Source organism: Leadbetterella sp. DM7, from assembly GCF_040829825.2.
GTDB lineage: Bacteria > Bacteroidota > Bacteroidia > Cytophagales > Spirosomataceae > Leadbetterella.
The window spans coordinates 1-25,345 of the sequence record NZ_JBFOLH020000007.1 but is presented as its reverse complement, the minus strand read 5'-3'; the positions used below and the strand labels follow the sequence as shown (position 1 = coordinate 25,345).

The window sequence follows — 25,345 nt, the reverse complement described above, 5'->3', positions numbered from 1 at the left end:
TAAAAACTAAAAGTTAAAAGTTGTGGAACAAGCTTTCATATTATATGCTAATTGTACCATAACTTTTAACTTTTAGTTTTTATCTTTTAACTTAAACCTCACATCCGCCACTTTCACCCTCTGTGCTGGCATATCTGTGCGCCCCTCCAGGTCGGCCTGGTCGGTTTTCTGGATAAAAATGCTCAGGATCTGCCGGTCTTTCCATAGCTCGGTGTCAAACGTGGGTTCCCAGGAGCCCACGTTATCCGGGAGCAGGTCCTTTATTTTCCACTTGTTACGGCGCAGGTTTTTATTGATGGCCAGGGAAACTTTATTACCCCTTTCTTCGTCGCGGAAAATAAGCAGGGCCCCGTTTTTCCAGGCGCCAATCACCTGCGGCCGCGAAACCGGGATACGCTTGGTGCCTACGCCGCTCAGGCTGAAAGGTGTTTTACGGAACCCCAGGTTCTGGGATTTCCAGGTACCGTTCAGGTTATAGATCAGGCGGTACTGGGGGACATCCGAATCCCGGTCGCGCCAGTAAGTGGCAATGAAAGGCCGGCCCTGCTTATCGGCAAACATAGAGGTCTGGTTGATCAGCTCGCTACGCTGCGGAACGGGGTAAATGTATTCGGCCGTGGCGGCATTAATGGGAAGCGTATATTTTTCGCCGGTTGACTTCTCCCAGGTTTTTCCGCCGTCGGCAGAGCGGGCATAGCACATGTCGTGGTTGGTGGCCACATCCGGCGTTTCGCGCCATACCCAGGAAATATGAATAACGCCCCGGCTGTCGGTGAAGCTTTGCCAGTAGGCATTCCGTTTTCCTTCGCCGTCGATCAGGTTGCTGTGAAGCTGCTCCCATCGCTGAGTGGAGAGGTCGTATGTATTAATAACCAGGTTACCTTTTCCCGAGGAGCCGTCGCGGTACATAAACAGGAGGCCGCCGTTGGGCATCTTAAAAAACTCCGGGTAGGTGACATGGTTCTCATTGCGGCCCGTCATCGGTATTTCAGGTGAAAACTCAAGTGAAAACGGCGCTTTGCTCCGGGCATAGCGGAGGGGCTGCCCGTGGTGCCCCCACGACAGGTGCAGGTAGCCCCGGCCGTCGGCCATGATGCTGATAGAGCAGTGGGCATCCCTGGCGTTCCCGGTGAACCCGGTATCCTGCAGCTCCCACCGGTTTTCCTGCAGGTTTCTTTTCCCGGCTATCACTTTCCCGTGGGCATCGTAGAATGCAATGAACTGGACGTCCTGAACGGTCACCAGTGCATTTTTACGGAAGATAACCGTGTTTACGGAATTTTGCGCCCAGCCGTCGGCTACTTCCGAAATACGGACTTTCTGGGCAGAGGAAGGAATAAAGAAAAACAGTAAAAGAGCAAGAATGCTACCGGACGTTCGGACCATATTGTTTTTTTTGAGGCTATAAATATCGGGATTAACCACGGGATGAAAGAATTATCAGGGCTGATCTTGCAGTTAGGGTGAAAAATTTCGTTTTTATATACACAACCGTTAAAACGTAATACTATGATACAGTCAAAATTTCAATCCTGCATAGAAGCGTGCCGGGAATGCATGGTGATATGCAATCAATGCGCAACGGCCTGCCTGCATGAAAAAGAGGTGGCTCATCTTCGTCATTGCATACAGCTTAATTGGGAATGTGCCGCCATCTGCGAAGCTGCGGTAAAGGTGATGAGCCTGGATGGCAGATTCAGTAAGGAGATCTGCCGGACCTGTAAGGCTGTCTGTACGGCCTGTGCAGAAGAATGTCAGCAGCATGCCTCCATGGGAATGGATCACTGCAAAACATGTGCGGAGGCCTGCCGCAGATGTGCCCGGGCCTGTGAAGAAATGTCTGCAGCAGCGTAACCGCGGCTACGTTGTATAATTTTTTGAAGATTTTTTTGATTTTAAAAAATATATATTCTAAGTTTGTATTAAAATGTGTCAAAAAGACACTTTTTGATCCGAAAAATGTGTGAAAAAGACACAATAAGATACTATCAACCTTGATGCTTATGCGAACCATGTACAAGCTTATCCCGTTCCTGCTGTTGGCAGCACCGGCACTGACCGCCCAGGACAAAAATGCGGCAGGCTACCCGATAACCCCGGTGCCGTTTACCTCGGTGAAAGTCAATGATCACTTCTGGGGGCAGCGTTTAAAAGCCAGCCGGGAAGTGACCATTCCGCTGGCCTTCAGAAAATGCGAAGAAACCGGCCGGTATGACAATTTTGTAAAAGCGGCCCATCCCAGTGAAAGCTACAAAGTAGAAGGCTATTCCTTTGATGATACCGATGTGTACAAAACCATTGAAGGGGCCAGCTATTCCATGCAAACCTACCCGGATAAAAAGCTGGACAGGTACATGGACAGCGTATTGGTGCTTGTGGCGGCCGCCCAGGAGCCTGACGGCTACCTTTATACCGCCCGTACCATGAACCCCCTGCACCCGCACGAGTGGGCCGGCAGTAAAAGATGGGAGAAAGAAGAAATTCTGAGCCATGAATTCTATAACCTGGGGCACATGATCGAAGGGGCTATTGCGCATTACCAGGCCACCGGGAAGCGTAATTTCCTGGATATAGCCATTAAATACGCCGACTGTGTGGAGCGGGAGATCGGTGATGCGCCCGGTAAGGAGATCCGGGTGCCGGGGCACCAGATTGCAGAAATGGCGCTGGCCAAACTATACCTCGTTACCGGCCGTCAGAAATACCTTGACCTGGCTAAATTTTTCCTCGACAAACGGGGCTACACTTCCCGGAAAGACGAATACAGCCAGGCGCATAAGCCGGTGGTGGAACAGGACGAGGCCGTAGGGCACGCCGTACGTGCGGTATACATGTATTCGGGCATGGCCGATGTGGCCGCCCTGACCGGGGACCCGGCCTACATCCGGGCCATTGATAAAATATGGGATAACGTGGTGTCGAAAAAGCTTTATATCACGGGAGGGATCGGCGCGCTTCACCACGGAGAGGCGTTCGGTAAAAACTACGAGCTGCCCAATCCCACCGCCTACAATGAAACCTGTGCCGCTATTGCCAATGTGTACTGGAACCACCGCTTATTCCTGTTACACGGCGACGCCAAATACTACGATGTGCTGGAGCGCACACTCTACAACGGGCTGATCTCGGGCGTAGCCTTAGACGGGGGAACATTCTTCTATCCGAATCCCCTGGAATCAGACGGGAAATACAAATTCAGCCAGGGAGCCTGTCATCGCCAGGACTGGTTCGGCTGTGCCTGCTGCCCCTCGAATCTCAGTCGCTTTATTCCTTCATTGCCGGGCTACATCTATGCCGTAAAAGACAACAGCATATATGTCAACCTGTTTATGGGAAATACGGCGCAACTGGAGGTGAACGGGAAAAAAGTGAACCTCCGACAGGTTACGGAGTACCCCTGGAACGGAGACATCCGGGTAGAAGTTGATCCTGAAGCCCGGCAAGCCATGGCCCTGAAATTCAGGATTCCCGGTTGGGCGCAAAACCGGGTGCTGCCCAGCGACCTGTATACGTTTGCCGATCAGAAGCAGGCAGGCTATACCGTGCAGGTAAACGGCAAGCCTGTAAAAAGCGAGCTGAAAAACGGCTATTTCACCGTTGACCGTACCTGGAAAAAAGGAGACAAGGTGACCCTGCATTTCGATATGCAGCCCCGCGTGGTCAAAGCGCATGAAAAGGTGGAGGCCGACCAGGGAAGAGTATCTTTTGAAAGAGGGCCGGTGGTATATTGTGCCGAATGGCCCGATAATAACTTCACCATCAGCAGTGTAGTATTGCCTGAAAACCCGGCCGTTGAAGTCATTGACCGCTCTGATCTCTTAAACGGGATAAAGCAATTGAGAACCGGGGCGCAGTCGCTGTTTATGGAAAACGGATCTTTACAGGCAAAAAACGTTCAGCTGACGCTCATTCCTTACTACGCATGGTCGCATAGGGGCGATGGCCAGATGGCTGTATGGCTGGCCCAGGATCTGAGCGCTGTAAAACTGGGAAAATAATTTTTTTAATATACTACAATGTGTAAAAGTGACACATTGTTTTTTCAAATTCAACCTTTCAGATTTTATGAGAACAATTTACAAAGGCCGATGGTTTTGGGGAAGCCTCCTTCTCCTTTTTACTGCTCTTACGGTTTCGGCGCAGACGGTGGTGAGAGGTAAAGTCACTGACGCTGCCAATGAAGCTTTGGTAGGTGTAAGTGTAATGGTTAAAGGCACAAATGCCGGAAGTGTTACAGACGACAAGGGAAACTACTCGGTGACTGTTCCGGCGGGCGTTCCGGGGCCAACCCTTGCTTTTTCGCTGATCGGGTATACCAGGAAAGAAATGGCGATTGGCGGACAAACCATTCTTAACGTGACTTTGGAGGAAGAAAATACCAATCTCTCGGAAGTGGTGGTGGTGGGATACGGTACCCAGAAAGCGGGTGACGTGACCAGCTCGGTGGCTACCATCAAGTCAGAGAATTTTGTGAAAGGCCCCGTGGCCGATGCCGGGCAGCTCCTGCAGGGCAAAGTGGCCGGGCTGACGGTTTCTGCTCCCAGCGGTAACCCGGTGGGCGGAACGCAGATCCTGCTCCGGGGAAATACCACGCTTTTCGGCGCCAACAGCAATCCGCTGGTGATCATTGACGGAGTGCCCGGCAGCCTGAACACCGTGGCACCGGAAGACATTGAGTCGATTGACGTTTTGAAAGACGGTTCTGCCGCGGCCATTTACGGTGTTCGCGGAACCAACGGTGTTATCTTCATCACCACCAAAAGGGCCAAAGGACAGGAGACCAGCGTGGTGGAATACAGCGGAAGCGTGAGCTTCCAGACCATTGCCCGCAAGCTGGATATGCTGACCGCGCAGGACTACCGCAACCAGATTGCGGCCGGTACCCGTGATGCATCGTGGGACCTGGGCAGCAACACCGACTGGTTGAAGGAGATCTCGCAAACGCCGGTGACCAATGTACACAACCTGACGTTCAGAGGCGGATCACACCGCACCAACTATATTGCTACGGCCAACTACCGGTACCTGGAGGGGATCTTCAAAAAATCAGATAACGCTACATTTACCGGGCGTATTGACGTAAACCACAGCATGCTCAATGACAAGCTGAACCTGAACGTGAGCCTGCTGAACCAGGTGAACAGCTTTACCCAGACCCAGGACGGCGGCTCATTCAACGGCTATGTGTACCGGCAGGCCCTGATCCGGAACCCGACATCGCCCATTTATGATGAAAACGGCGACTGGTTTGAGCAAACCGGGAACTTCAACTACGAGAACCCACTGTCGCGCCTCTACGAAAGCGACGGTGTGACCAAAAGCGTGAACTCCCGCATGAATGCGAGCCTGACCTATACGCCTACCAACGCCTGGCGGTTTAATGCCCTGGTTTCCTACTCCCGCTACAACAATAACGCCGGTTACTCGGAAACCAAGAAGCATATCTCTACCCTGCGCGATAACATGAACGGCTATGCAGCCATAGGAAACGCCCTGTCTATTGACCGCCTGATGGAAATAACCGGGCAGTACTCACGGCAGTTCGGTAAGCATAAGGCCTCGCTTTTGGGCGGTTACGGGTACCAGGAGAACGAATATACCAGTAACTTCTTAAGGAACTACGATTTCCCTACCGACATCTTCAGCTACCACAATATCAGCCTGGGCAATGCCCTGACCGACGGCAAGGCCACCATAGGCAGCAGCAAAAGTGAAACCAACCTGATCAGCTTCTTCTCGAGGCTGACCTACAGCTTTGACGACAAATACCTGCTGATGGGGAGTGTGCGGCACGAAGGCGCCAGCCAGCTTTTCGGGGCAAACAAGCCCTGGGGAACCTTTGCTGCAGCCTCGGCAGGCTGGAGGATCACCAACGAGAGCTTCATGCAGAACCAGCAGGTATTTGATGACCTTAAGCTGCGGATAGGCTACGGGGTGACCGGTAACCCGCCTTCTTCCTCTTTCCTCAGCCAGGCGCAGCTGGGTTACGGAGGCTACATCTACAGTAACGGAAGCTGGGTGAGATCACTGGGGCCTACCACCAACCCGAACCCCAACATCCGTTGGGAAGAAAAGCATGAAACCAATGCCGGGCTTGACTTTACCCTTAAAAAAGGGCGCATCAGCGGTAGTGTGGATTACTACGTACGGAATATCAAAGGGCTGCTGTACGATTACCAGGTGCCCAGTCCGCCTAACCTGTACCCCACCACCCGTGCCAATGTGGGTGTGATGGAAAACAAAGGCCTGGAGGCTATTGTGAACATTGTTCCGTACCGTACCCCTGATTTTGAATGGACCAGCACCCTTTCCTTCTCTACCAATAAAAACCGGCTGGTGAGCCTGTCCAATGACCTCTACCAGACCACCAATGACTACTTTACTACCGGCGGAACGGGCGAGCCTATCCAGACCTTCACGAACATCGTGTTTATTGGTAAGGGCATCGGCGACTTTTACGGCTTCAAGGTGGTAGACATTGATGAAAAAGGCAAATGGATCTACGAGAACAAAAACGGCGAACGGGTAGGATACGACCAGTTCGGCCATTCGTTTGAAGACAAGCAGGTGCTGGGTAACGGCTTGCCGAAATACTATGCCGGCTGGAACAACAGTATCCGTTACAAACGGTTTGACGCCACGGTAACCATGCGGGGTGCTTTCAAGTACCAGATCCTGAACTTCCAGCGGATGTACTTTGAAAACCCTACCATTGTGAACTATAACCGGCTGAAGTCTTCTACGGAAAAAGTATTCGGGAAAGCCCTGCTTACCGCACCGCTGGAATTTAACAGCTACTACATAGAAGACGGTGACTTCTGGAAGATCGATAACATCACGGCAGGGTATAACTTTGACCTGAAAAACAAATACATCAGCTCGTGCCGGGTATATGTGTCTACCATGAATACGTTTACGTTTACCGGCTACAAAGGCATAGATCCCGAAGTAAACCGGATGGGCCTGAACCCGGGCAATGACGACAGGGACAAATACCCTACCGCCAGGACCTATACCGTTGGGCTTAACCTGAGTTTTTAATCAACCTTAATATGAAATTATAATGAAAAATATAAAACTGTTATCGGTGGCATTGGGAGGGTTGCTGACCATCCAGTCGTGCACAGACCTCAAAGACAAGGCGTATACCACCATCATTGCCAGCCAGTTTAATCCTACAGCCTCTGACCTGGCCTCCCTGAAAGGAGCGGCCTATTCCAACTGGCGCTTTATTCTTCTTGACTGGGACGGCCTGTGGCGGGCCCAGGAGCTCAGCGGCGACCAGGAGGTCATTCCCGGCCGGCCTAACGGCTGGGTAGACGGCGGCGTGTACCGGAGGATTCATGAGCACAAATGGACGGCCGAAGAGGGTATCGTGGTCAATACCTGGTCAAGAACCTACGCCGGCATTACCAACTGCAACCGCGTGATTTACCAGATAGAATCAGGGCTGATCCCTATGGTGGGTGATGACAAAGCGTCTACACTGGCCGAGCTGAAAGTGCTGCGGGCATCGTACTATTACATCCTGATCGACATGTTCGGCAATATACCCGTGGTTACACAGTTTGACCTGCCTGACGGCTTCCTCCCCGAGCAATCTTCGCGGACTGAAGTATTTAACTTTATCGTGAAGGAAATAGAAGACAATGTGGCCCTGCTCAGCACCCGGAACGACGTATCTACCTACGGCACCTTTAACCAGTGGGCAGCCTATACGCTCCTGGCAAAAATGTACCTGAATGCCGAAGTCTACACCGGAACGGCACAATGGCAGAAGGCCATAGACGCCGCTGAAAAAGTGATCAGCTCCGGGGCCGGCTTTGTGCTGGAGCCTGCGCAGAAAAATGTGTTTGTGACCGAAAATCAGAACTCCAAAGAGATCATATGGGCGTTGCCGCTCGACGAGATCTATACCGATAACTGGAATGCCTTTGACCTGCACATGCAAAGCCTCTCTCCGGAAAACCAGGCCACTTATGACCTCAAGAGCGCTCCGTGGGGAGGTATGAGCGCCATTCCGCAGTTTATTAACTCGTATGACAAAGACGATGAGCGGATGCCGGCCAACTGGATCCAGGGCCCGCAATATTCTTCGAGCGGCCAGCCCCTGATCTGCGGAATGGGGGCCTTCAAAGACAAGCCGCTTGACTACATCAATGAGGTGCCCGGCATAGAATCGGCCGAATCGGTTCACGGTTTCCGGCTGGGTAAATTTGAAATCAAAAAAGGAGCGGCGGTGCAGCTCAGTAACGACTTCCCGGTATTCCGCTTTGCCGATGTGCTCATGATCAAGGCCGAAGGCCTGCTGAGGCTGGGCCGTGAAAACGAGGCGGCGCAGATTGTAACCCAGGTACGGCAGCGGGCCTTTAAAAATAACCCGGCCAAGGCCACGGTTACAGGTGCCCAGCTCAAAGGCGGAGGCGTTTACGACTATGGCCGGAGAGACATTTCGGTTAAAACCACCGAAGGGGCAGGCGATATTACCTACGGAAGATTCCTCGACGAGCTGGGTTGGGAGTTTGACCAGGAAGGCCGCCGCCGGCAGGACCTGATCCGGTTCGGGGTCTTTTCCCAAAAATCATGGTTATCGCATACGGCAACCAATGACGTGAAGAAAAACCTGTTCCCTATTCCTACCATAGAGCTCAATAAAAATACCAAGCTCAGGCAGAACCCGGGATATTAAAAGACCGGAAAAAAGCGTAAGCAAGACGGAAGAATGTAATTTTATAGAGGAATTGTTTTGTTTTAACAGGTTTGTGTTTTAAATTTGTAAGAAGCGGGGAGCAGGTGTTTCATCACGAAGGGTTTCCCGCTTCTTTTTACCTTAAAAATGTGTCTTTTTGACACTAATATAGAAAATAATGAACGTTTTTGGACGGCTCTTTATCTTGGTTTTTTCCCTGTTTGCAGCACCCCTGTTTGCGCAGGAAATGGTCAGTCCCGATCAGCAGCTGAAAGTTACCTTAACCTCTGGTGCAGACCGTTCGTATGCCTACAGCATCACCTATGGCGGCAAAACGGTGCTGGAGCCGTCGCGGTTGGGCGTAATACGCACGGACGGCGATTTCACGCGGGATCTTTATCTTTTCCAGGCAGAGAAGCCGGCAAAGGTGACCGACGAATACGAAACCCTGAACGCCAAAAAGTACAAAATAAAATACGAGGCCAACCGCTATGTTTTTCACCTCAGAAATGCCGGAAACCAGAAGCTCGACCTGATCTTTCAGCTTTCTAACGACGGCCTGGCTTTCCGCTATTATTTCCCGGAGACCTCTGCCGATGTGAAATACATTACCGAAGAGCTGACCTCCTTTAACTTTGAAGAAAGTGCTGTAGGCTGGCTGCAGCCCATGTCGGATGCGCAGACCGGCTGGGAGCATTGCCACCCTTCTTACGAAGAGGGCTACCAGCGGGAGATAAAGGCAGGAACACCTTCGCCCATTAAGGCGGGCTGGGTATACCCGGCGCTTTTCAAAACCGCACAGGACATTTACGTGGCCATTACCGAAGCCGGCCTCGACGGCACGTATTGCGGCACACGCCTGAAGGCCGATTCTCCGGGCGGAGAATACCGCATCGGGTTTCCACAGGCTCCCGAGGTGTTTACCGGCGGCGAGCTGAACCCGGAGTCGAAACTCCCATGGTACTCGCCCTGGCGCGTAGTGACCGTGGGCTCCCTGAAGACCGTTTCGGAATCTACCCTGGGTACAGACGTGGCGCCCAAAGCCATTTCCCTGAAAAGCACGGAATGGATCAGACCCGGCCAGGCCTCGTGGAGCTGGATCATCCTGAAAGACGAATCTATCAATTACGACACCACCCGCATGTACATCGACTTCGCCGCCGATATGCACTGGGCGTACTGCCTTGTGGATGTTAACTGGGATACACGCATCGGGTACGAAAAAATCAAAGAGCTGGCCGCTTACGCCGCTTCAAAAAATGTAAAGCTCATCTTGTGGTATAACTCGGCCGGGGCCTGGAATACCACGCCCTACCACCCGCGAAATATGCTGCTGACACGGGAAGGCCGCCGGAAAGAATTTCAGCGGATCAAAGACATGGGCATTGCCGGGGTGAAAATCGACTTCTTCGGCGGTGACGGGCAGTCGATGATCCGGTACTATATCGATATCCTGAACGATGCGGCCGATATCGGCCTGCTGATCAACTTTCACGGGGCCACGCTTCCCCGCGGCTGGCAGCGTACTTACCCGCACCTGATGACCGCCGAAGCCATCAAGGGCCAGGAGATGGTCACTTTTGAGCAGGCGTTTGCCAATGAGCAGGCGGCGCACGTGGTCACGGCCGTGTTTACCCGTAATCTTTTTGACCCCATGGACTATACGCCCATGACCCTCGACAGCATACCGCGGATCAGCCGGGCCACGACCAAAACCTTTGAGCTGGCTTCGCCGGTGATGTTCCTGTCGGGCATACAGCACCTGGCCGAGTCGCCCTACGGCATGGCCCGCCAGAGTGAAGACATTAAGAATTACCTGCGCAACCTGCCTGCGCACTGGGATGAAACCCGGTTTATTGACGGTTACCCGGGAAAATACGTGGTGCTGGCCCGGCGCTCCGGAAACCAATGGTACGTGGTGGGCATGAACGGGGAAAAGCAGGCACGGGAAATAAAAGCCGACCTGTCTTTTGCCGGCAAAGGATATATTTTTGAAGATGTGTCGAACCGGGAATCGGTGAAAAGAGAATATACACCCTCAGGGGTGATCAGGCTACCGGCAAACGGGGGTTTTGTGGGAGTATTTGAAGCGAAATAAATATGAATGGGGAGGAATATTATATGGAGAACCGCATAAAATCAGGATATCGCTCACGCGTAAGCTTAGCGCTTATAACGCTCTTCCTCACCTCCGGCCTCCCTGTCCTGGCGCAGCAGCAAACGTTTCCCCTGGAAAACGTGAAGCTCTCCGGCGGCGTTTTCAAAAATGCCGAAGACACTGACCTGAAATACATCCTGGCCCTGAACCCCGACAAGCTCCTGGCTCCTTACCAGATCGATGCCGGGATCCCGGTAAAAGCCGAAAGATACGGCAACTGGGAGAGCAGCGGTCTTGACGGCCATATAGGCGGGCATTACCTCTCGGCGCTGGCCATGATGTATGCCGCTACCGGTGAAAAAGAGCTGAAAACCCGGCTCGGTTATATGGTGGATCAGCTGGCGCAATGCCAGCAGAAAAACGGGAACGGCTATGTGGGGGGCATTCCGCAGGGTAAAATTTTCTGGGAAAGAATCCGGAAAGGAGACATCGACGGAAGCTCCTTCGGCCTGAACAATACCTGGGTGCCGCTGTACAACATCCATAAGCTGTTTGCCGGGTTATACGATGCCTATCATTTCGGGCACAATGAACAGGCCTTAAAGGTGCTGACCGGGCTTTCCGACTGGATGATCGGGCTGTTTTCCGGCCTCAGCGATGAGCAGGTGGAGCAGGTGCTGAAAACAGAGCACGGCGGACTAAACGAGGCTTTCCTGGATGTATACCAGGCCACCGGCAATCGCAAATACCTGGATGCGGCGCAGCGCCTGACCCAGAAGGCCTTCCTGGATCCCATGATAGCGCAGAAAGATATTCTTACCGGGCTGCATGCCAATACGCAGATCCCGAAAATAGTAGGGGTGGAGAAGATTACGCAGGTAACGCACAACCGTGACTGGGAAACGGCCTCTGAATTCTTCTGGGATAACGTGGCTAATCACCGCTCGGTGGCTTTCGGCGGAAACAGCTACCGGGAACATTTCCACGAATTGGACCGCTTTGATAAAATGCTGGAAACCAACCAGGGACCCGAGACCTGCAATTCGTATAACATGCTGAAGCTGTCTAAAGCATTGTATGTAAGAACAGGCGATACAAAATATCTCGACTTCTACGAGAAAACCATGTTCAACCATATTCTCTCCAGCCAGAACCCCGTAAGGGGCGGATTCGTGTATTTTACCCCGATCCGGCCCAACCATTACCGGGTCTATTCCCAACCCGAAACCAGCATGTGGTGCTGTGTGGGTACCGGGCTGGAGAACCATACCAAATACGGGGAGCTGGTGTATACGCACAGGGGGAATACCCTTTTTGTTAATCTCCTGGTGGCCTCCCGCCTGGATGCAAACGGGATACAGCTGACCCAAAGTACCGGTTTCCCTTACCGGAACGAAGCCCGCTTTAAAATTGAAAAAGGAGGCCCGCTTAATAAGCTGGAGATCCGGGTTCCGGGCTGGATGAAATCGCCGGAATTCAGCCTGAACGGGAAAAAGATAAAAGCGGAGATCAAAGACGGCTTTGCGGGTTTTTCGCGGAAATGGAAGGCCGGTGATGAGCTGACACTGAAATTTGATGCAGAAGTTACCCGGGAATTCCTGCCGAACGATACGCACTGGGTGGCTTTCAAATACGGCCCGATAGTGCTGGCGGCAGAAACCGGGAAAGAAGACCTGGCCGGCCTCTTTGCTGACGACAGCCGCATGGGCCATGAAACCCATGGCAGGATGTTCCCACTCAGCTCAGGCCACGTTTTTGTGTCGGATACAAAGGATATTGCCCCACAGGTGAGGAAAGGGCAGGGGCTCGAATTTACGGTTGACGGCATCGCGCTCAAGCCTTTCTTTGAAATACATGAAGCAAGGTACCAGATGTATTTCCAGGTGCTCACCCCGCAGGAGTACGAAGGATTTAAAGAATCGGTAGCCCGCAAAAAAGCCTTTGAAGACAGCATCATCGACCAGGTTAATCTGGGTGAGCAGCAACCCGAGGCCGACCACGCCTACCGGGGAGAAAAGAGCAGCTCAGGGTATGATATGGGCGCTTTCTGGCGGAGCACCGCCGGGTATATGGCCTACGAAATGACCAATAAGGGGGGCTCCCGGCTGTATATTTACGGGCTTGACAAACCGGCCAACCTGAAAATAGAGATCAACGGCGAAGTGCGTCCTTTCACGGCGGAAGAAGGCAACAAAATATCGGTAGACATTAAAAACGAAACCAGCATCAGGATAAAAATTCAACCCGGTGAAAACGGCGGCCGTACGCCCCGTTTAACCAAAATTCTCATTCAATGAAAAAACTTCAACTCACCCTTGTCACCCTGCTCCTGAGCCTGGCCGGGCTGCAGGCCCAGACCCGGATCACCCTGAGCCCGGATCTGGCTCAAACGCAGATCAATAAGCACATTTACGGGCACTTTGCCGAGCACCTCGGCCGGTGTATTTATGACGGCATTTATGTGGGAGAAAAAAATACCGCCATCCCGAATACCAACGGCGTAAGGAATGACATTGTAAAAGCGCTGAAAGAGCTGAAGGTGCCCAACCTGCGCTGGCCAGGCGGCTGCTTTGCCGATGCCTACCAGTGGAAAGACGGTATCGGGCCCAAAGACCAGCGGCCGTCCATGATCAATGTGTGGTGGGGCGGGGTTACCGAAGACAACAGCTTCGGCACCCATGAATTCCTGGATCTGTGTGAGCAGATCGGGGCTGAGCCTTACCTGGCCGGTAATGTGGGCAGCGGTACGGTGCAGGACCTGGCCGACTGGGTAAACTACGTGAACCACCCTGGCGGAAGCCCGATGTCGGAACTGCGGAAGAAAAACGGGCGGGAAAAACCCTGGAATGTGAAAATGTGGGGTGTAGGTAACGAAGCCTGGGGCTGCGGCGGCAACATGACCGCAGAATACTATGCCAATGTGTACCGCCAGTATGCCACTTTTATGACCAGCTGGACCAATGACGCCAAACTGTTCCGGATTGCCTCAGGCGCCAGCGATGCCGACTATGCATGGACCGAAACCCTCATGAAAAATATACCGCACGGCATGTTGTCAGGTGTGGCGCTGCACCATTATTCGGTTATTGAATGGAACCATAAAGGGCCTGCCACAGGCTTTAATGAGTCGCAGTACTTTAAAATTATGGACGAGGCCTGGAAAATGGAAGAGCTGATCGTTCGCCACTCCACCATCATGGATAAATACGATCCGCAAAAGAAGGTGGCCCTGATCGTGGACGAATGGGGCGGCTGGTACGATGTGGAGCCGGGCACCAATCCCGGGTTTCTCTACCAGCAGAACACCATGCGCGATGCCATGATTGCCGGCATGACCCTGAACATCTTTAACAACCATGCCGACCGGGTGCGTGGCGCTAACCTGGCGCAGATCGTGAATGTGCTGCAGGCGGTTATCCTGACCGAAGGGGAGAAAATGCTGCTTACCCCCACTTACTACGTGATGAAAATGTATAACGTGCACCAGGATGCGCTCCGGGTACCCATTCACCTGGAAACGCAGAATTATACCTTTGAGGGCCGGTCTGTTCCGGCAGTTTCCGCCTCGGCATCGAAGAAAGACGGCAGCCTGAACATTTCGCTGACCAATATTGATTATGCAAAACCCCAGGAAGTAACCATCAGCCTGAGAGGCGAAAATTACAGCCGGGTTACAGGCCAGATCCTGGCTTCAGGCAGCGTGCTGGACCACAACACCTTTGACAACCCGGAAAAAATAAAAATAAAAGACTTCTCCGGAGCCAGGCTCACTAACGGAGTGCTTAAGCTGACTGTTCCGGCCCACTCGGTGATCGTATTAAATCTTAAATAGCCGATGCCAGATAAAACGGGCAGATCAAAACCGTAGTGTTCTTTGTGCAGTTCACTTCGTGTACTTTGTGAAAAATATATAACAAAAAATTGCACAAAGTAAATAGCACAAAGTACACAAAGTAAATGGCACAAAGTGTGAATCAAAAAACCTGGAATTGAGAACTTTTATGAATATGAACAAACTATTTATTACTCTTTTCGCTACCTGCCTCTTGTCTCCCGGTCTTTTTGCCCAGAAGACCCTGCAGCTGGATGCCTCAAAGAAAGGGGCGGAAATAGCACCTACCATGTGGGGTGTATTTTTTGAAGATATTAATCTCGGAGCTGACGGCGGGATCTACGCCGAGCTGGTCAAAAACCGCTCCTTTGAATTCTCAAAACCCTGGATGGGCTGGGAACGAAAGCAGAAAACCTTTGTGGAAGGCCAGCTCCAGATCAAGAACCAGCCTGACCGCCCTTCCAATCCCCGCTATCTTTCGGTACAATTGAACAACAACCGGAAAGGCGACCTGGGCCTCATTAACGAGGGCTTCCGCGGCATGGGCTTAAAGAAAGACCTGAGCTATGATTTTTCTGTGCTTTACCGGGTGAAAAAAGGCTCTTTTAAGCTTTATATCGAACTGCTGAACGAGAAAAACGAGGTAGTGGGCTCGGGAGAAAGCCGGGAAGTAAGCGGTGAAAGTAACGGCTGGCAGAAGCTGGAAGTGAGCTTTACCTCTACCCGGACCGTTCAGAAAGGGAAAATGGCCCTCTGGCTTACCGGGAACGGGCAAACCGATTTTGACATGATCTCCCTTTTCCCCACCGATACCTGGAAGGGCCGTAAAGGCGGTATGCGGGCCGATATGGTGCAGATGCTGGCCGACATGAAGCCGGGCTTTATCCGTTTCCCCGGCGGGTGCATTGTGGAAGGCATTGACCTGGATAACCGCTACCAGTGGAAAAAAACCATCGGTCCCGTTGAAGACCGGCAGCTGATCATGAACCGCTGGAACGTTGAATTTCCGTACCGGGCAGCACCTGATTATTTCCAGACTTTCGGGCTGGGCTTTTTTGAATACTTTCAGCTGGCAGAAGATATCGGGGCCGAGCCGCTGCCCATCCTGAACTGCGGCATGGCCTGCCAGTTCAACTCGGCCGAGCTGGTAGAGCTGCATGACCTGGATCCCTACGTACAGGATGCGCTTGACCTCATTGAATTTGCAAACGGGGATGCCGGCACTACCTGGGGCAGGGAGCGGATAAGAATGGGACACCCCGAACCCTTCCACCTCAAATTTATCGGGGTAGGAAATGAAAACTGGGGGCCGCAGTATATTGAGCGCCTGGAAGTATTTCAGAAAGCCATCAAGGCAAAATACCCCGAAGTGAAGATCGTAGCCAGCTCGGGAACCACCACAGAAGGGGACCGCTTTGACCTGCTCAACAAAGCGCTGCGGGAAATGAAGATCGATATCATTGACGAGCATGCCTATAAGGCGCCATCCTGGCTGATGGAAAATGCAGGCCGGTACGATACCTATGACCGGAACGGCCCGGAGATATTTGTGGGCGAATGGGCGTCGCATACCCGGAATGCCGGTAGCGATATCAATGTAAACAACTGGCTGGCCGCCCTGTCGGAGTCAGCCTTTATGACCGGCATGGAGAGAAATGCCGACGTGGTGCGGCTGACTTCGTATGCCCCGCTTTTTGCGCACGTAGATGGCTGGCAGTGGTCGCCTGACCTGATCTGGCTGGATAACCTCAACATCTACGGAACGCCGAGCTATTACGTTCAGAAACAGTTCAGCACCCACCGGGGCACCCACCTCCTGAACATCACCGATAACGGGAAGCCCCTGACCGGGCAGGACAACCTGTTCGCCTCGGCCGTATGGGACGAAACCGCAAAAGAGATTATCCTGAAGATCACCAATACTTCTCCGGGACCGGTGAAGCACGAGGTGCTGCTCAGCGGCCTGAAGAAGCTTCCGGCCCGGGCGATACTTTCGCGCATGGCAAGCGATAACCCGGAAGCCATGAACTCGATCCGGGATGCATTGCACGTGTCGCCGCAGCCATCGGAAGTGGTGGTGGATACCAAAAAGAAAAAGCTGGTTCTGGATCTTCCCGCGAGCTCTTTCAGTGTATACAGGATCCGGGTGGGATCGTGATCGGCCGGGATATTTGGATTTTAACCGAAACCGTTATTTTAATAACAATATTTTGCGGAAATAAAATATTCCCCTTAATGTTGTGTGAGATAGACTACGATATAAAATAAAATGCAGGCTTCTGAGAGTTTAACAATTACATCCGCTATGGAGAGATATGCTCATGCTGAAAGACTTTTGGTAGCTTTAGACTGCATAGTATTCGGTTTTGACGGTGAATTTTTAAAGCTGCTTTTAATTAAGCGGAAATTTGAACCGGAAAAAGGGAACTGGTCTCTGATGGGGGGCTTTGTAGAGCGTAACGAGGGCCTGGAAGAGGCAGCTAACCGGATTCTTTTTGAGCTTACCGGGCTGAGAGACATCTATTTTGAACAGCTGCAGACCTTCGGTGACGTGGATCGTGACCCGGTAGAAAGGACCATCTCGGTGGCCCTGTTTGCCCTGATCAACATCCATGCCCATGACCAGGATGCCGCCAGGGCGCAGAACGCCTACTGGATCAATCTTGACCGGCGGCCGGATCTCATTTTTGATCACAATAAAATGGTAGACCTGGCCCTGGAAAAATTGCGGTACAAAGCGGCCATGCACCCGATCGGGTTTGAGCTCCTGCCGGAAAAATTCACCATCCCCCAACTACAGAAGCTGTACGAGGAGATCTACAATGAGCCGCTGGACAGGAGAAACTTCAGCCGGAAGATTCTTTCTACCAAATTGCTGATCGATACCGGGGAGAAGAACGAGAAATCGGCTACCAAAAAGGCAGTCTTGTATAAGCTGGACCAGGAGAAATACCACCGGCAGTTTAACAGCTTCCATTATTTTATTTCGCCGGGCAAAGGGTGAAAACCGGGGAGAATAGAAAAAGATCGTAAATTAATGTGTTAAAAAGACACCAAACAAATGAATGACATGTATACCATTGGTATTGACTTCGGCACTGACTCGGTAAGGGCAGTGGTGGTCAATACGGCCAACGGGCAGATGGCGGGAACCGCAGTAAGTTACTATAAACGATGGAAAGCAGGCCGGTTTTGCGATGCGGCCGTATCGCAGTTCCGCCAGCACCCGAAAGATTACCTGGAAGCCATAGAAGAGGCGGTAACAGGTGCCCTGGCGGGATTGACGACCCAACAGAAGCAAAATGTGAAGGGAATTTCCATTGATACCACGGGCTCTACGGTAGTGGCCGTGAATGAAGACGGAACGCCCTTATCGCTGCTCCCGGAGTTTGCGGAGAACCCGCACGCCATGTTCATTCTCTGGAAAGACCATACCGCCAACCGGGAGGCGGAAGAAATTAACCATACCGCCCGCCAGTCTGCGGTAGACTACACCAGATATGTGGGCGGTATTTACTCGTCAGAATGGTTCTGGGCAAAAATACTGAAAACCTACCGCACCGACCAGGCCGTACGGCAGAGCGCCTTCTCCTGGGTAGAGCATTGCGACTGGATGTCGGCTGTGCTGACCGGCAATACCCGGCCGCTGGAGATCAGAAGATCGCGCTGCGCTGCAGGCCACAAAGCCATGTGGAATGAAGAATTTGAGGGCCTTCCGCCGGAGGAATTCCTGGTAGCCGTTGACCCCCTCCTGGGCGGCCTGAGAGAGCGCCTTTACCGGCATACCTTTACCTCTGACGAAGCGGTGGGGCACCTTTCGGCCGAATGGGCCGGGAAGTTCGGGCTCCCGGAAAACGTAGTGGTCGGGGTAGGGGCCTTTGACTGTCACATGGGAGCGGTAGGAGCAGAGATTACCCCTTACGCCTTTGTGCGGGTGATGGGTACTTCTACCTGCGATATCCTCACGGCCCCCCTTGATGAAATGAAAGACACGCTTGTAAAGGGGATCTGCGGACAGGTAGACGGTTCTGTAGTGCCCGGCTACCTGGGCATGGAAGCGGGGCAATCGGCCTACGGCGACTATTACGCCTGGTTCCAGCGCCTGCTGACCGGCCCGGTAAGGGCCATCCTGGGAGAGGCTGCAGCCAATGAAATGGCCGATAAAATACTGCCTTACCTCTCAGAGGAGGCATTTAAGCTCCCGGTATCGGAAAACGATGTGGTGGCAACCGACTGGATCAACGGCCGCAGAACACCTGATGCCAACCACAACCTGAAAGCTACCTTCACAGGAATGAACCTGAGCACTGATGCCGTAAGGCTGTTCAAAGCCATTGTAGAGGCCACCTCATTCGGCTCAAAAGCCATTGTTGACCGCTTTATAGAAGAAGGTGTGCCTATCCGCGAAGTGATTGCCATTGGCGGAGTGGCCAAAAAATCACCTTTTGTGATGCAGAACCTGTCAGATGTGCTGAATGTGCCCATCAGGGTAGCGGCCGCTGACCAGGCCTGTGCATTGGGTGCGGCCATGTTTGCCGCCGTGGTGTCAGGCATCTATCCCGACGTAAAAACAGCCCAGGAAAAAATGGGCTCGGGCTTTGACAGGGAATATACCCCCCGGCCTGAATTTGTTGAAATATATCAGAAATTATACGCTAAATATCAAAAATTAGGAAACATTACCAATGCTTAATCTTAAAACTTTTGAGGTGTGGTTTGTAACAGGTAGCCAGCACCTCTACGGAGAGGAAACCCTACGTCAGGTAGACGAACATTCGAAAGTGATTGCTAACGCATTGAACACCTCTCCGCATATAGCAGTAAGCGTGGTTTTCAAGCCGGTTGTAAAAACACCCGAAGAAATACTTCAGATATGCAGGGAAGCCAATGCGGCGCCCGGCTGTATCGGCATCATTGCCTGGATGCACACCTTTTCGCCGGCCAAAATGTGGATCCGCGGACTGAACACTCTTCAATTGCCGCTTCTGCACCTGCATACCCAGTTTAACCGCGATATCCCTTACGCAGATATCGACATGGACTTCATGAACCTGAACCAGTCGGCGCACGGCGACCGCGAGTTCGGCTTTATTATGGCCAAGCTCAGGATGCCGCGCAAAGTGGTGGTGGGGCACTGGGAAGACGCCAGGGTTCATGAGCGCATCAACGTATGGTCACGTGTGGCTGCCGGGGTGTACAAAATGAAAACCATGCGGGTGGCTCGTTTTGGCGACAATATGCGCCAGGTGGCGGTAACCGACGGCGACAAGGTAGCCGCCGAAGCCCAATTCGGCTTCTCGGTGAATACCTATGCGGTAGGTGACCTTGTTACGGTGATCAGCCAGGTTTCAGACGGCCAGGTCGAAACCCTGATGCAGGAATACGAAGATACGTACCGGCTTATGCCTTCGCTGCTGAAAGGAGGCGACCGGCGCAACTCGCTGGTAGAAGCCGCCCGTATAGAGCTGGGATTGAAGGCCTTCCTGGAAGACGGCGGCTTTTCGGCCTATACCAATACCTTTGAAGACCTGTACGGCATGCGCCAGCTTCCGGGTATCGGTTCGCAGCGCATGATGGCGGCCGGGTACGGTTACGGTGGCGAAGGCGACTGGAAAACCTCGGCCCTGGTGCACGTGATGAAGCTCATGGCCAGCGGCATGAAAGGCGGAAACACCTTTATGGAAGACTATACCTATCACTTTGAGCCGGGCAATGAAATGGTACTGGGCTCGCATATGCTGGAGATTTGTCCTACAATAGCCGAAGGAACGGTCAGCTGTGAGGTTCATCCGCTGGGAATCGGCGGGAAAGAAGACCCGGTGAGGCTGGTATTCAACGGCGCGCCCGGTAATGCCCTGAACGCATCGTTAATTGACCTCGGAAACCGCTTCCGCCTGCTCGTGAACGAAGTGGAAGGCATGAAAGTAGATCGGGAGTTTCCTAAGCTGCCCACGGCCCGTGTGCTCTGGAAGCCGCAGCCTTCTATGGAAGTGGGCCTGCAATCGTGGATCCTGGGCGGAGGTGCCCACCATACCGTATACAGCCAGAACCTTAGTACCGAATACCTCGAAGACTTTGCAGAAATGCTGGGAATAGAGCTGCTGGTGATCGATAAGGATACCACCATCCGGAATCTGAAAAACGAGATCCGGTTTAATGATGTAAGCTATAAATGAAAGGGAGTGTATAAGGCATCCGGTTCTCGACTTCGCTCGAACTGACAGGAGCCGTCGCCACTTGTCAGTTCGAGCGAAGTCGAGAACCAAGCGAAGTCGAGAACCAAGCGAAGTCGAGAACCGCGACGTCAGGAACCGCGACGTCAGGAACCGGAAACCAACCTCCATCAAACAAGATATTATGTACAAGTCATTAAAAGAAGAATGCTACGAAGCCAACATGCAGCTCCCCAGGCTGGGGCTGGTGCTGTTCACCTTCGGCAATGTAAGTGCGGTAGACCGCGCCAGAGGCGTATTCGCCATCAAGCCCAGCGGGGTGCCCTATGAGAGCCTCCGGATGGGAGACATCGTGATCATGGATTACGACGCCCGGGTGGTGGAAGGCAAGATGCGCCCTTCTTCCGATACCAAAACCCATGCGCTTCTGTACAAGACCTGGGAAGACATCGGGGGCATCACGCACACCCACAGCACCTATGCGGTGGCCTGGGCACAGGCCGGCCGGGATATCCCGGTTTTCGGAACCACCCACGCCGATCATACGCACCAGGACATCCCCTGTGCGCCGGTGCTGACCGATGAGATGATCAAAGGCGACTACGAATACGAGACCGGGAACCAGATCTTTGACGCCTTCCGGCAAAGAGGACTCTCCCACCGGGAAGTGGAAATGGTGCTGCTTCAGAACCACGGTCCGTTTACCTGGGGAAAAGACGCTGCCAAATCGGTATATAACGCCGCCGTACTCGAAGAAATAGCCCGCATGGCCTACCTGACCCTGCAGATCAACCCCGGCACGGAAAGAATAAAAGAAACCTTACGAATGAAACATTATGAACGTAAGCACGGCAAAAATGCCTACTACGGTCAGGGATGTTGATTAACCTTTAACCTTATGAAACTCGGACTGGAAACACTGGACTATGGAATCTTTCTGGCCTATTTCGTGATCGTATCGATCTACGGGATCTGGATCTACCGGAACAAAGGTTCAAAAACCGCAGACAGCAAAGACTTTTTCCTGGCAGAAGGCTCGCTGACCTGGTGGGCCATCGGCGCCTCGATCATCGCCTCCAACATTTCGGCAGAACAATTTATCGGCATGAGCGGCCAGGCCTTCCAGCTGGGACTGGCCATTTCCGCCTATGAGCTCATCGGGGCCATTTCCCTGGTGGTGATCGCCGTTTACTTCCTGCCCATGTACCTTAAGAACAACATTTATACCATGCCGCAGTTTCTGCAGGTACGGTATGACAGCCGGCTGGCCACCATTATGGCCGTGTTCTGGCTGTTCCTGTATATCCTGGTTAACCTCACCTCCATTATTTACCTGGGCGGCATCAGCCTGGAAAAGATGACGGGCTTCAGCTTTATGAGCTGCGCCGTCTTCCTGACCGTTTTTGCAGTGATTATTACCCTTGGCGGTATGAAGGTGATCGGTTATACCGATGTGATCCAGGTGATCTGCCTGGTGGTAGGCGGACTGGCCACTACCTATCTTGCCCTGGACCTGCTCTCCGATAAGGTGGGCTCGGGCAGCGGGATCTTTGAGGGGCTGCACCTGATTAAGGAAAAGGCCGACTCGCACCTGCACATGATTTTCCGGCCCAATGAATTCTTTGTGCACGACGGCAAGGGCGGGCAAACCGATGCCTATAAGCAGCTTCCCGGTATCATGATGTTCATTATCGGCGGACAGTGGATTGTGAATTTCAACTACTTCGGCTGTAACCAGTACATCACCCAGCGGGCATTGGGTGCTGACCTGGGCACGGCCAGGAACGGCTTGCTTTTTGCGGCTTTCCTGAAACTGCTGATGCCGTTTATTGTTGTACTTCCCGGGCTGGCGGCCTATGTGCTCTTCCAGGAAAATGCCGACCAGGCCATTGTAAGCGGAATCACCGATAATGGTATTGTCAGGCCCGACAACGCCTACCCGGTACTCCTGAACATCCTGCCTACCGGTCTCAAAGGCCTGGCCTTTGCCGCGCTTACGGCGGCTATTGTGGCCAGCCTGGCAGGGAAGGCCAATTCGGTATCGACCATTTATATGCTGGACATCCACAAGAAATTCTTCAATAAAAACCTGAACGAAAAACAGACGGTTCGATACGGCAGGGTGGCAATTATCGTTTCCTTTATAATTGCGTTGCTGATCAGCCCGCTGCTGAAGAACTTCGGACAGGGCTTTGAATACATCCAGGAGTATACCGGGTTTATTTCGCCGGGTATCCTGTGTATATTCCTGCTCGGGTTCTTCTGGAAGAAAGCCGGTACCGGCGGCGCATTGGCGGCGGCTGTGCTGAGCATTCCCTTATCGGCCTTCTTCAAATACCAGTTCCCGGAAATGCCGTTCCTGAACCGCATGGGCCTGGTGTTCTGGATTTGTGTGGTGGCGCATGTGACCATCAGCCTGATCCAGGCAAAAGGAAAAGATAATCCGAAAGCATTTGCCCTGAAAAAAGAATGGTTCAGGGTAGAACGGCCGTTTGTTCTGGGAGCATTGGGTGTCTTCGGCCTGTTTACACTCATATATTATATTTTCTGGTAAACGTTGCAATGGAAAAGAGCGGTCTGCCGCGTGGCACATAGCTCAAGCTAAATTTTAAAATTATGAAAACACAGTATTGGCTAATTTTGTTGATCATGACAGCATGCAGTAAAGAAAAACCGGTGACCAACATAGTGAAATCAGATTTCGGGGTATTGGCCGACGGATCAAAAGCCGACCTCTATACGCTTACCAATGCCAACGGCATGGAGGTGAAGGTCACGAACTACGGGGGTGCCATCACTTCCTGGACCGCCCCGGACAAAGACGGGAAGTACGCCAACATTGCCCTGGGCTATGAAACGGTGGAAGACTATGTAGCGGGAAGCCCCTACTTCGGTGCCATCATCGGCCGTTACGGCAACCGGATAGCCGGCGGGAAATTCACCCTTGGTGACAGTACCTATCAGCTGCCTCTCAATGACGGTCCGAACTCGCTTCACGGTGGCGAAAAAGGATTTGACAAAGTACTGTGGACCGCTACCCCGGCAGACGGTGAAGAGCCGCAGCTGAAGCTGAGCTACCTGGCGAAAGACGGAGAGCAGGGCTACCCGGGCAATCTTCAGGTAACGGTTACCTATACTTTACAGAAAGACAACTCCCTGAAAATCGATTACGAAGCCACTACCGATAAAGAAACTGTGGTGAACCTGACCAATCATACCTATTTTAACCTGGCCGGGGGCGGAGCCATCACCGATCACGTGCTGACCCTGGATGCCGACCGGTTTCTGCCGGTGAGCGAAACGCTGATCCCTACCGGTGAACGGCGGGCGGTGGCCGGTACGGTGTTTGACTTTACCAGGGCTACCCGGATCGGTGACGGAATCGGCGCCGGTGACGAGCAGATCCGTTTTGGTAAAGGATATGATCACTGCTGGGTCTTTACCGACTCTTCTACTACACTGAAGCCGGTAGGCCGGGTTTCGGATCCGAAGTCGGGAAGAGAAATGGAAGTGCTGACCACCGAGCCGGCCATCCAGTTCTATTCGGGTAATTTTATGACAGGAGAATACAAAGGGAAAGGAGGCCGGAGCTATCCGTACCGTACCGGGTTCTGCCTGGAAACCCAGCATTATCCTGACTCGCCCAATCAGCCGTCGTTTCCGTCTACTTTGCTGAAGCCCGGTGAAACGTATACCTCTACTACAGTATACCGGTTTTTATAAGAAAATTACCGGCCGGACAAGCTATACGGGGCCGCCTGTTTGCAGTTTCTGCACGGGCGGCCCTTCCTGATTCTGATTATGAGGCGGAGGCGGTTTTCCGGGGCTTTCCTGTAAAGTATTGACAGACAAGAGAAAGGTAAATTTTTTGTGATTTTTAATAAAAAATCATGCCTGAATGCTTGCTAAATCAGGAAAGGGTTGTACCTTTGCAATCCTTTCAGAAAGTAAGAGAGGGCAGAACGAAAAAGAAATAAAAAAATATTTTAAAAAAGTTTTGCAGGGAAGAAAAAAGGTTCTACCTTTGCACTCCCAAACGACGAGAGGGGTAGAAAAAAGGGGAAAACAGGCCGGGAAGAAGGAGGAAGAGGAGCAGGGCTGACAAGCTCACGATAAGTGGGATAAAGTTCATTAACTTGTTGGGGATAAAGATGGAAGCACAAGTTGCCCGGTAGAGATACGGGGTAGCTGTAAAAATTAGATAGGTAAGAGTAGGCAAGCAACTTCTAAGTAGAGATATTTACAATGGAGAGTTTGATCCTGGCTCAGGATGAACGCTAGCGGCAGGCTTAATACATGCAAGTCGAGGGGGCAGCAATGTCACCGGCGAACGGGTGCGTAACGCGTATGCAACCTGGCCATATCAGGGGGATAGCCCTAGGAAACTGGGATTAATACCGCATAACACATTGGTCTGCATGGATTGATGTTAAAAGATTTATCGGATATGGATGGGCGTGCGTAGGATTAGTTAGTTGGTGAGGTAACGGCTCACCAAGGCGATGATCCTTAGGGGCTCTGAGAGGAGTATCCCCCACACTGGCACTGAGATA

The 25,345-nt window shown here is 52.4% G+C and carries 16 protein-coding genes and 1 rRNA gene; 16 read left to right on the top strand and 1 reads right to left on the bottom strand.

Features of this window, described 5'->3' with window-relative positions; genetic code table 11:
• Window positions 1-72: 72 nt before the first annotated feature.
• Window positions 73-1,386, bottom strand: a complete 1,314-nt coding sequence (locus AB2U10_RS09925; protein WP_367913941.1) for a BNR repeat-containing protein — start codon at window positions 1,384-1,386, stop codon at window positions 73-75.
• Window positions 1,387-1,509: 123 nt separating this feature from the next.
• Between AB2U10_RS09925 and AB2U10_RS09920 the strand changes: the two genes are divergently transcribed.
• The 16 genes from AB2U10_RS09920 to AB2U10_RS09845 form a co-directional block, all read left to right on the top strand.
• Window positions 1,510-1,854 carry a four-helix bundle copper-binding protein gene (locus AB2U10_RS09920; RefSeq protein WP_367913940.1) on the top strand — a complete coding sequence of 115 codons (345 nt, stop codon included), beginning with the start codon at window positions 1,510-1,512 and terminating at the stop codon, window positions 1,852-1,854.
• 149 nt (window positions 1,855-2,003) lie between these two features.
• Window positions 2,004-3,998 (top strand): glycoside hydrolase family 127 protein, encoded by a 1,995-nt coding sequence (locus tag AB2U10_RS09915; RefSeq protein ID WP_367913939.1) that lies wholly within the window; start codon window positions 2,004-2,006, stop codon window positions 3,996-3,998.
• 67 nt (window positions 3,999-4,065) lie between these two features.
• Complete coding sequence (locus tag AB2U10_RS09910; RefSeq protein WP_367913938.1) at window positions 4,066-7,041, top strand: SusC/RagA family TonB-linked outer membrane protein; 2,976 nt, start codon at window positions 4,066-4,068, stop codon at window positions 7,039-7,041.
• A 22-nt stretch (window positions 7,042-7,063) separates the two neighbouring features.
• Window positions 7,064-8,689 (top strand): RagB/SusD family nutrient uptake outer membrane protein, encoded by a 1,626-nt coding sequence (locus AB2U10_RS09905; protein ID WP_367913937.1) that lies wholly within the window; start codon window positions 7,064-7,066, stop codon window positions 8,687-8,689.
• 178 nt (window positions 8,690-8,867) lie between these two features.
• Window positions 8,868-10,787 (top strand): glycoside hydrolase family 97 protein, encoded by a 1,920-nt coding sequence (locus AB2U10_RS09900; protein ID WP_367913936.1) that lies wholly within the window; start codon window positions 8,868-8,870, stop codon window positions 10,785-10,787.
• A 2-nt stretch (window positions 10,788-10,789) separates the two neighbouring features.
• Complete coding sequence (locus tag AB2U10_RS09895; RefSeq protein WP_367913935.1) at window positions 10,790-13,084, top strand: beta-L-arabinofuranosidase domain-containing protein; 2,295 nt, start codon at window positions 10,790-10,792, stop codon at window positions 13,082-13,084.
• On the top strand, window positions 13,081-14,619 hold the full coding sequence (locus AB2U10_RS09890) for an alpha-N-arabinofuranosidase (RefSeq protein WP_367913934.1): 1,539 nt from the start codon (window positions 13,081-13,083) through the stop codon (window positions 14,617-14,619). The genes AB2U10_RS09895 and AB2U10_RS09890 overlap by 4 nt, the downstream gene beginning before the upstream one ends.
• Before the next feature lie 175 nt (window positions 14,620-14,794).
• Entirely contained in the window at window positions 14,795-16,777 is a 1,983-nt protein-coding gene (locus AB2U10_RS09885) for an alpha-L-arabinofuranosidase family protein (protein WP_367913933.1), read from the top strand.
• Window positions 16,778-16,924: 147 nt separating this feature from the next.
• Window positions 16,925-17,623: an NUDIX hydrolase gene (locus AB2U10_RS09880; protein ID WP_367913932.1), complete on the top strand. Its 699-nt coding sequence runs from the start codon at window positions 16,925-16,927 to the stop codon at window positions 17,621-17,623.
• 57 nt (window positions 17,624-17,680) lie between these two features.
• Window positions 17,681-19,312, top strand: coding sequence for a ribulokinase (locus tag AB2U10_RS09875; RefSeq protein ID WP_367913931.1), 1,632 nt, complete (start codon window positions 17,681-17,683; stop codon window positions 19,310-19,312).
• Entirely contained in the window at window positions 19,305-20,795 is a 1,491-nt protein-coding gene (gene araA / locus AB2U10_RS09870; RefSeq protein ID WP_367913930.1) for an L-arabinose isomerase, read from the top strand. Before AB2U10_RS09875 ends, araA begins: the two co-directional genes overlap by 8 nt.
• A gap of 181 nt (window positions 20,796-20,976) precedes the next feature.
• On the top strand, window positions 20,977-21,675 hold the full coding sequence (locus tag AB2U10_RS09865) for an L-ribulose-5-phosphate 4-epimerase (protein WP_367913929.1): 699 nt from the start codon (window positions 20,977-20,979) through the stop codon (window positions 21,673-21,675).
• Between the two features lie 15 nt (window positions 21,676-21,690).
• On the top strand, window positions 21,691-23,346 hold the full coding sequence (locus tag AB2U10_RS09860; RefSeq protein ID WP_367913928.1) for a sodium/sugar symporter: 1,656 nt from the start codon (window positions 21,691-21,693) through the stop codon (window positions 23,344-23,346).
• A 95-nt stretch (window positions 23,347-23,441) separates the two neighbouring features.
• Entirely contained in the window at window positions 23,442-24,515 is a 1,074-nt protein-coding gene (locus AB2U10_RS09855) for an aldose epimerase family protein (RefSeq protein WP_367913927.1), read from the top strand.
• Between the two features lie 175 nt (window positions 24,516-24,690).
• Window positions 24,691-24,894 carry a hypothetical protein gene (locus tag AB2U10_RS09850; RefSeq protein ID WP_367913926.1) on the top strand — a complete coding sequence of 68 codons (204 nt, stop codon included), beginning with the start codon at window positions 24,691-24,693 and terminating at the stop codon, window positions 24,892-24,894.
• Window positions 24,895-25,034: 140 nt separating this feature from the next.
• Window positions 25,035-25,345: ribosomal RNA gene (locus AB2U10_RS09845) — 16S ribosomal RNA — on the top strand; the annotation flags it as partial.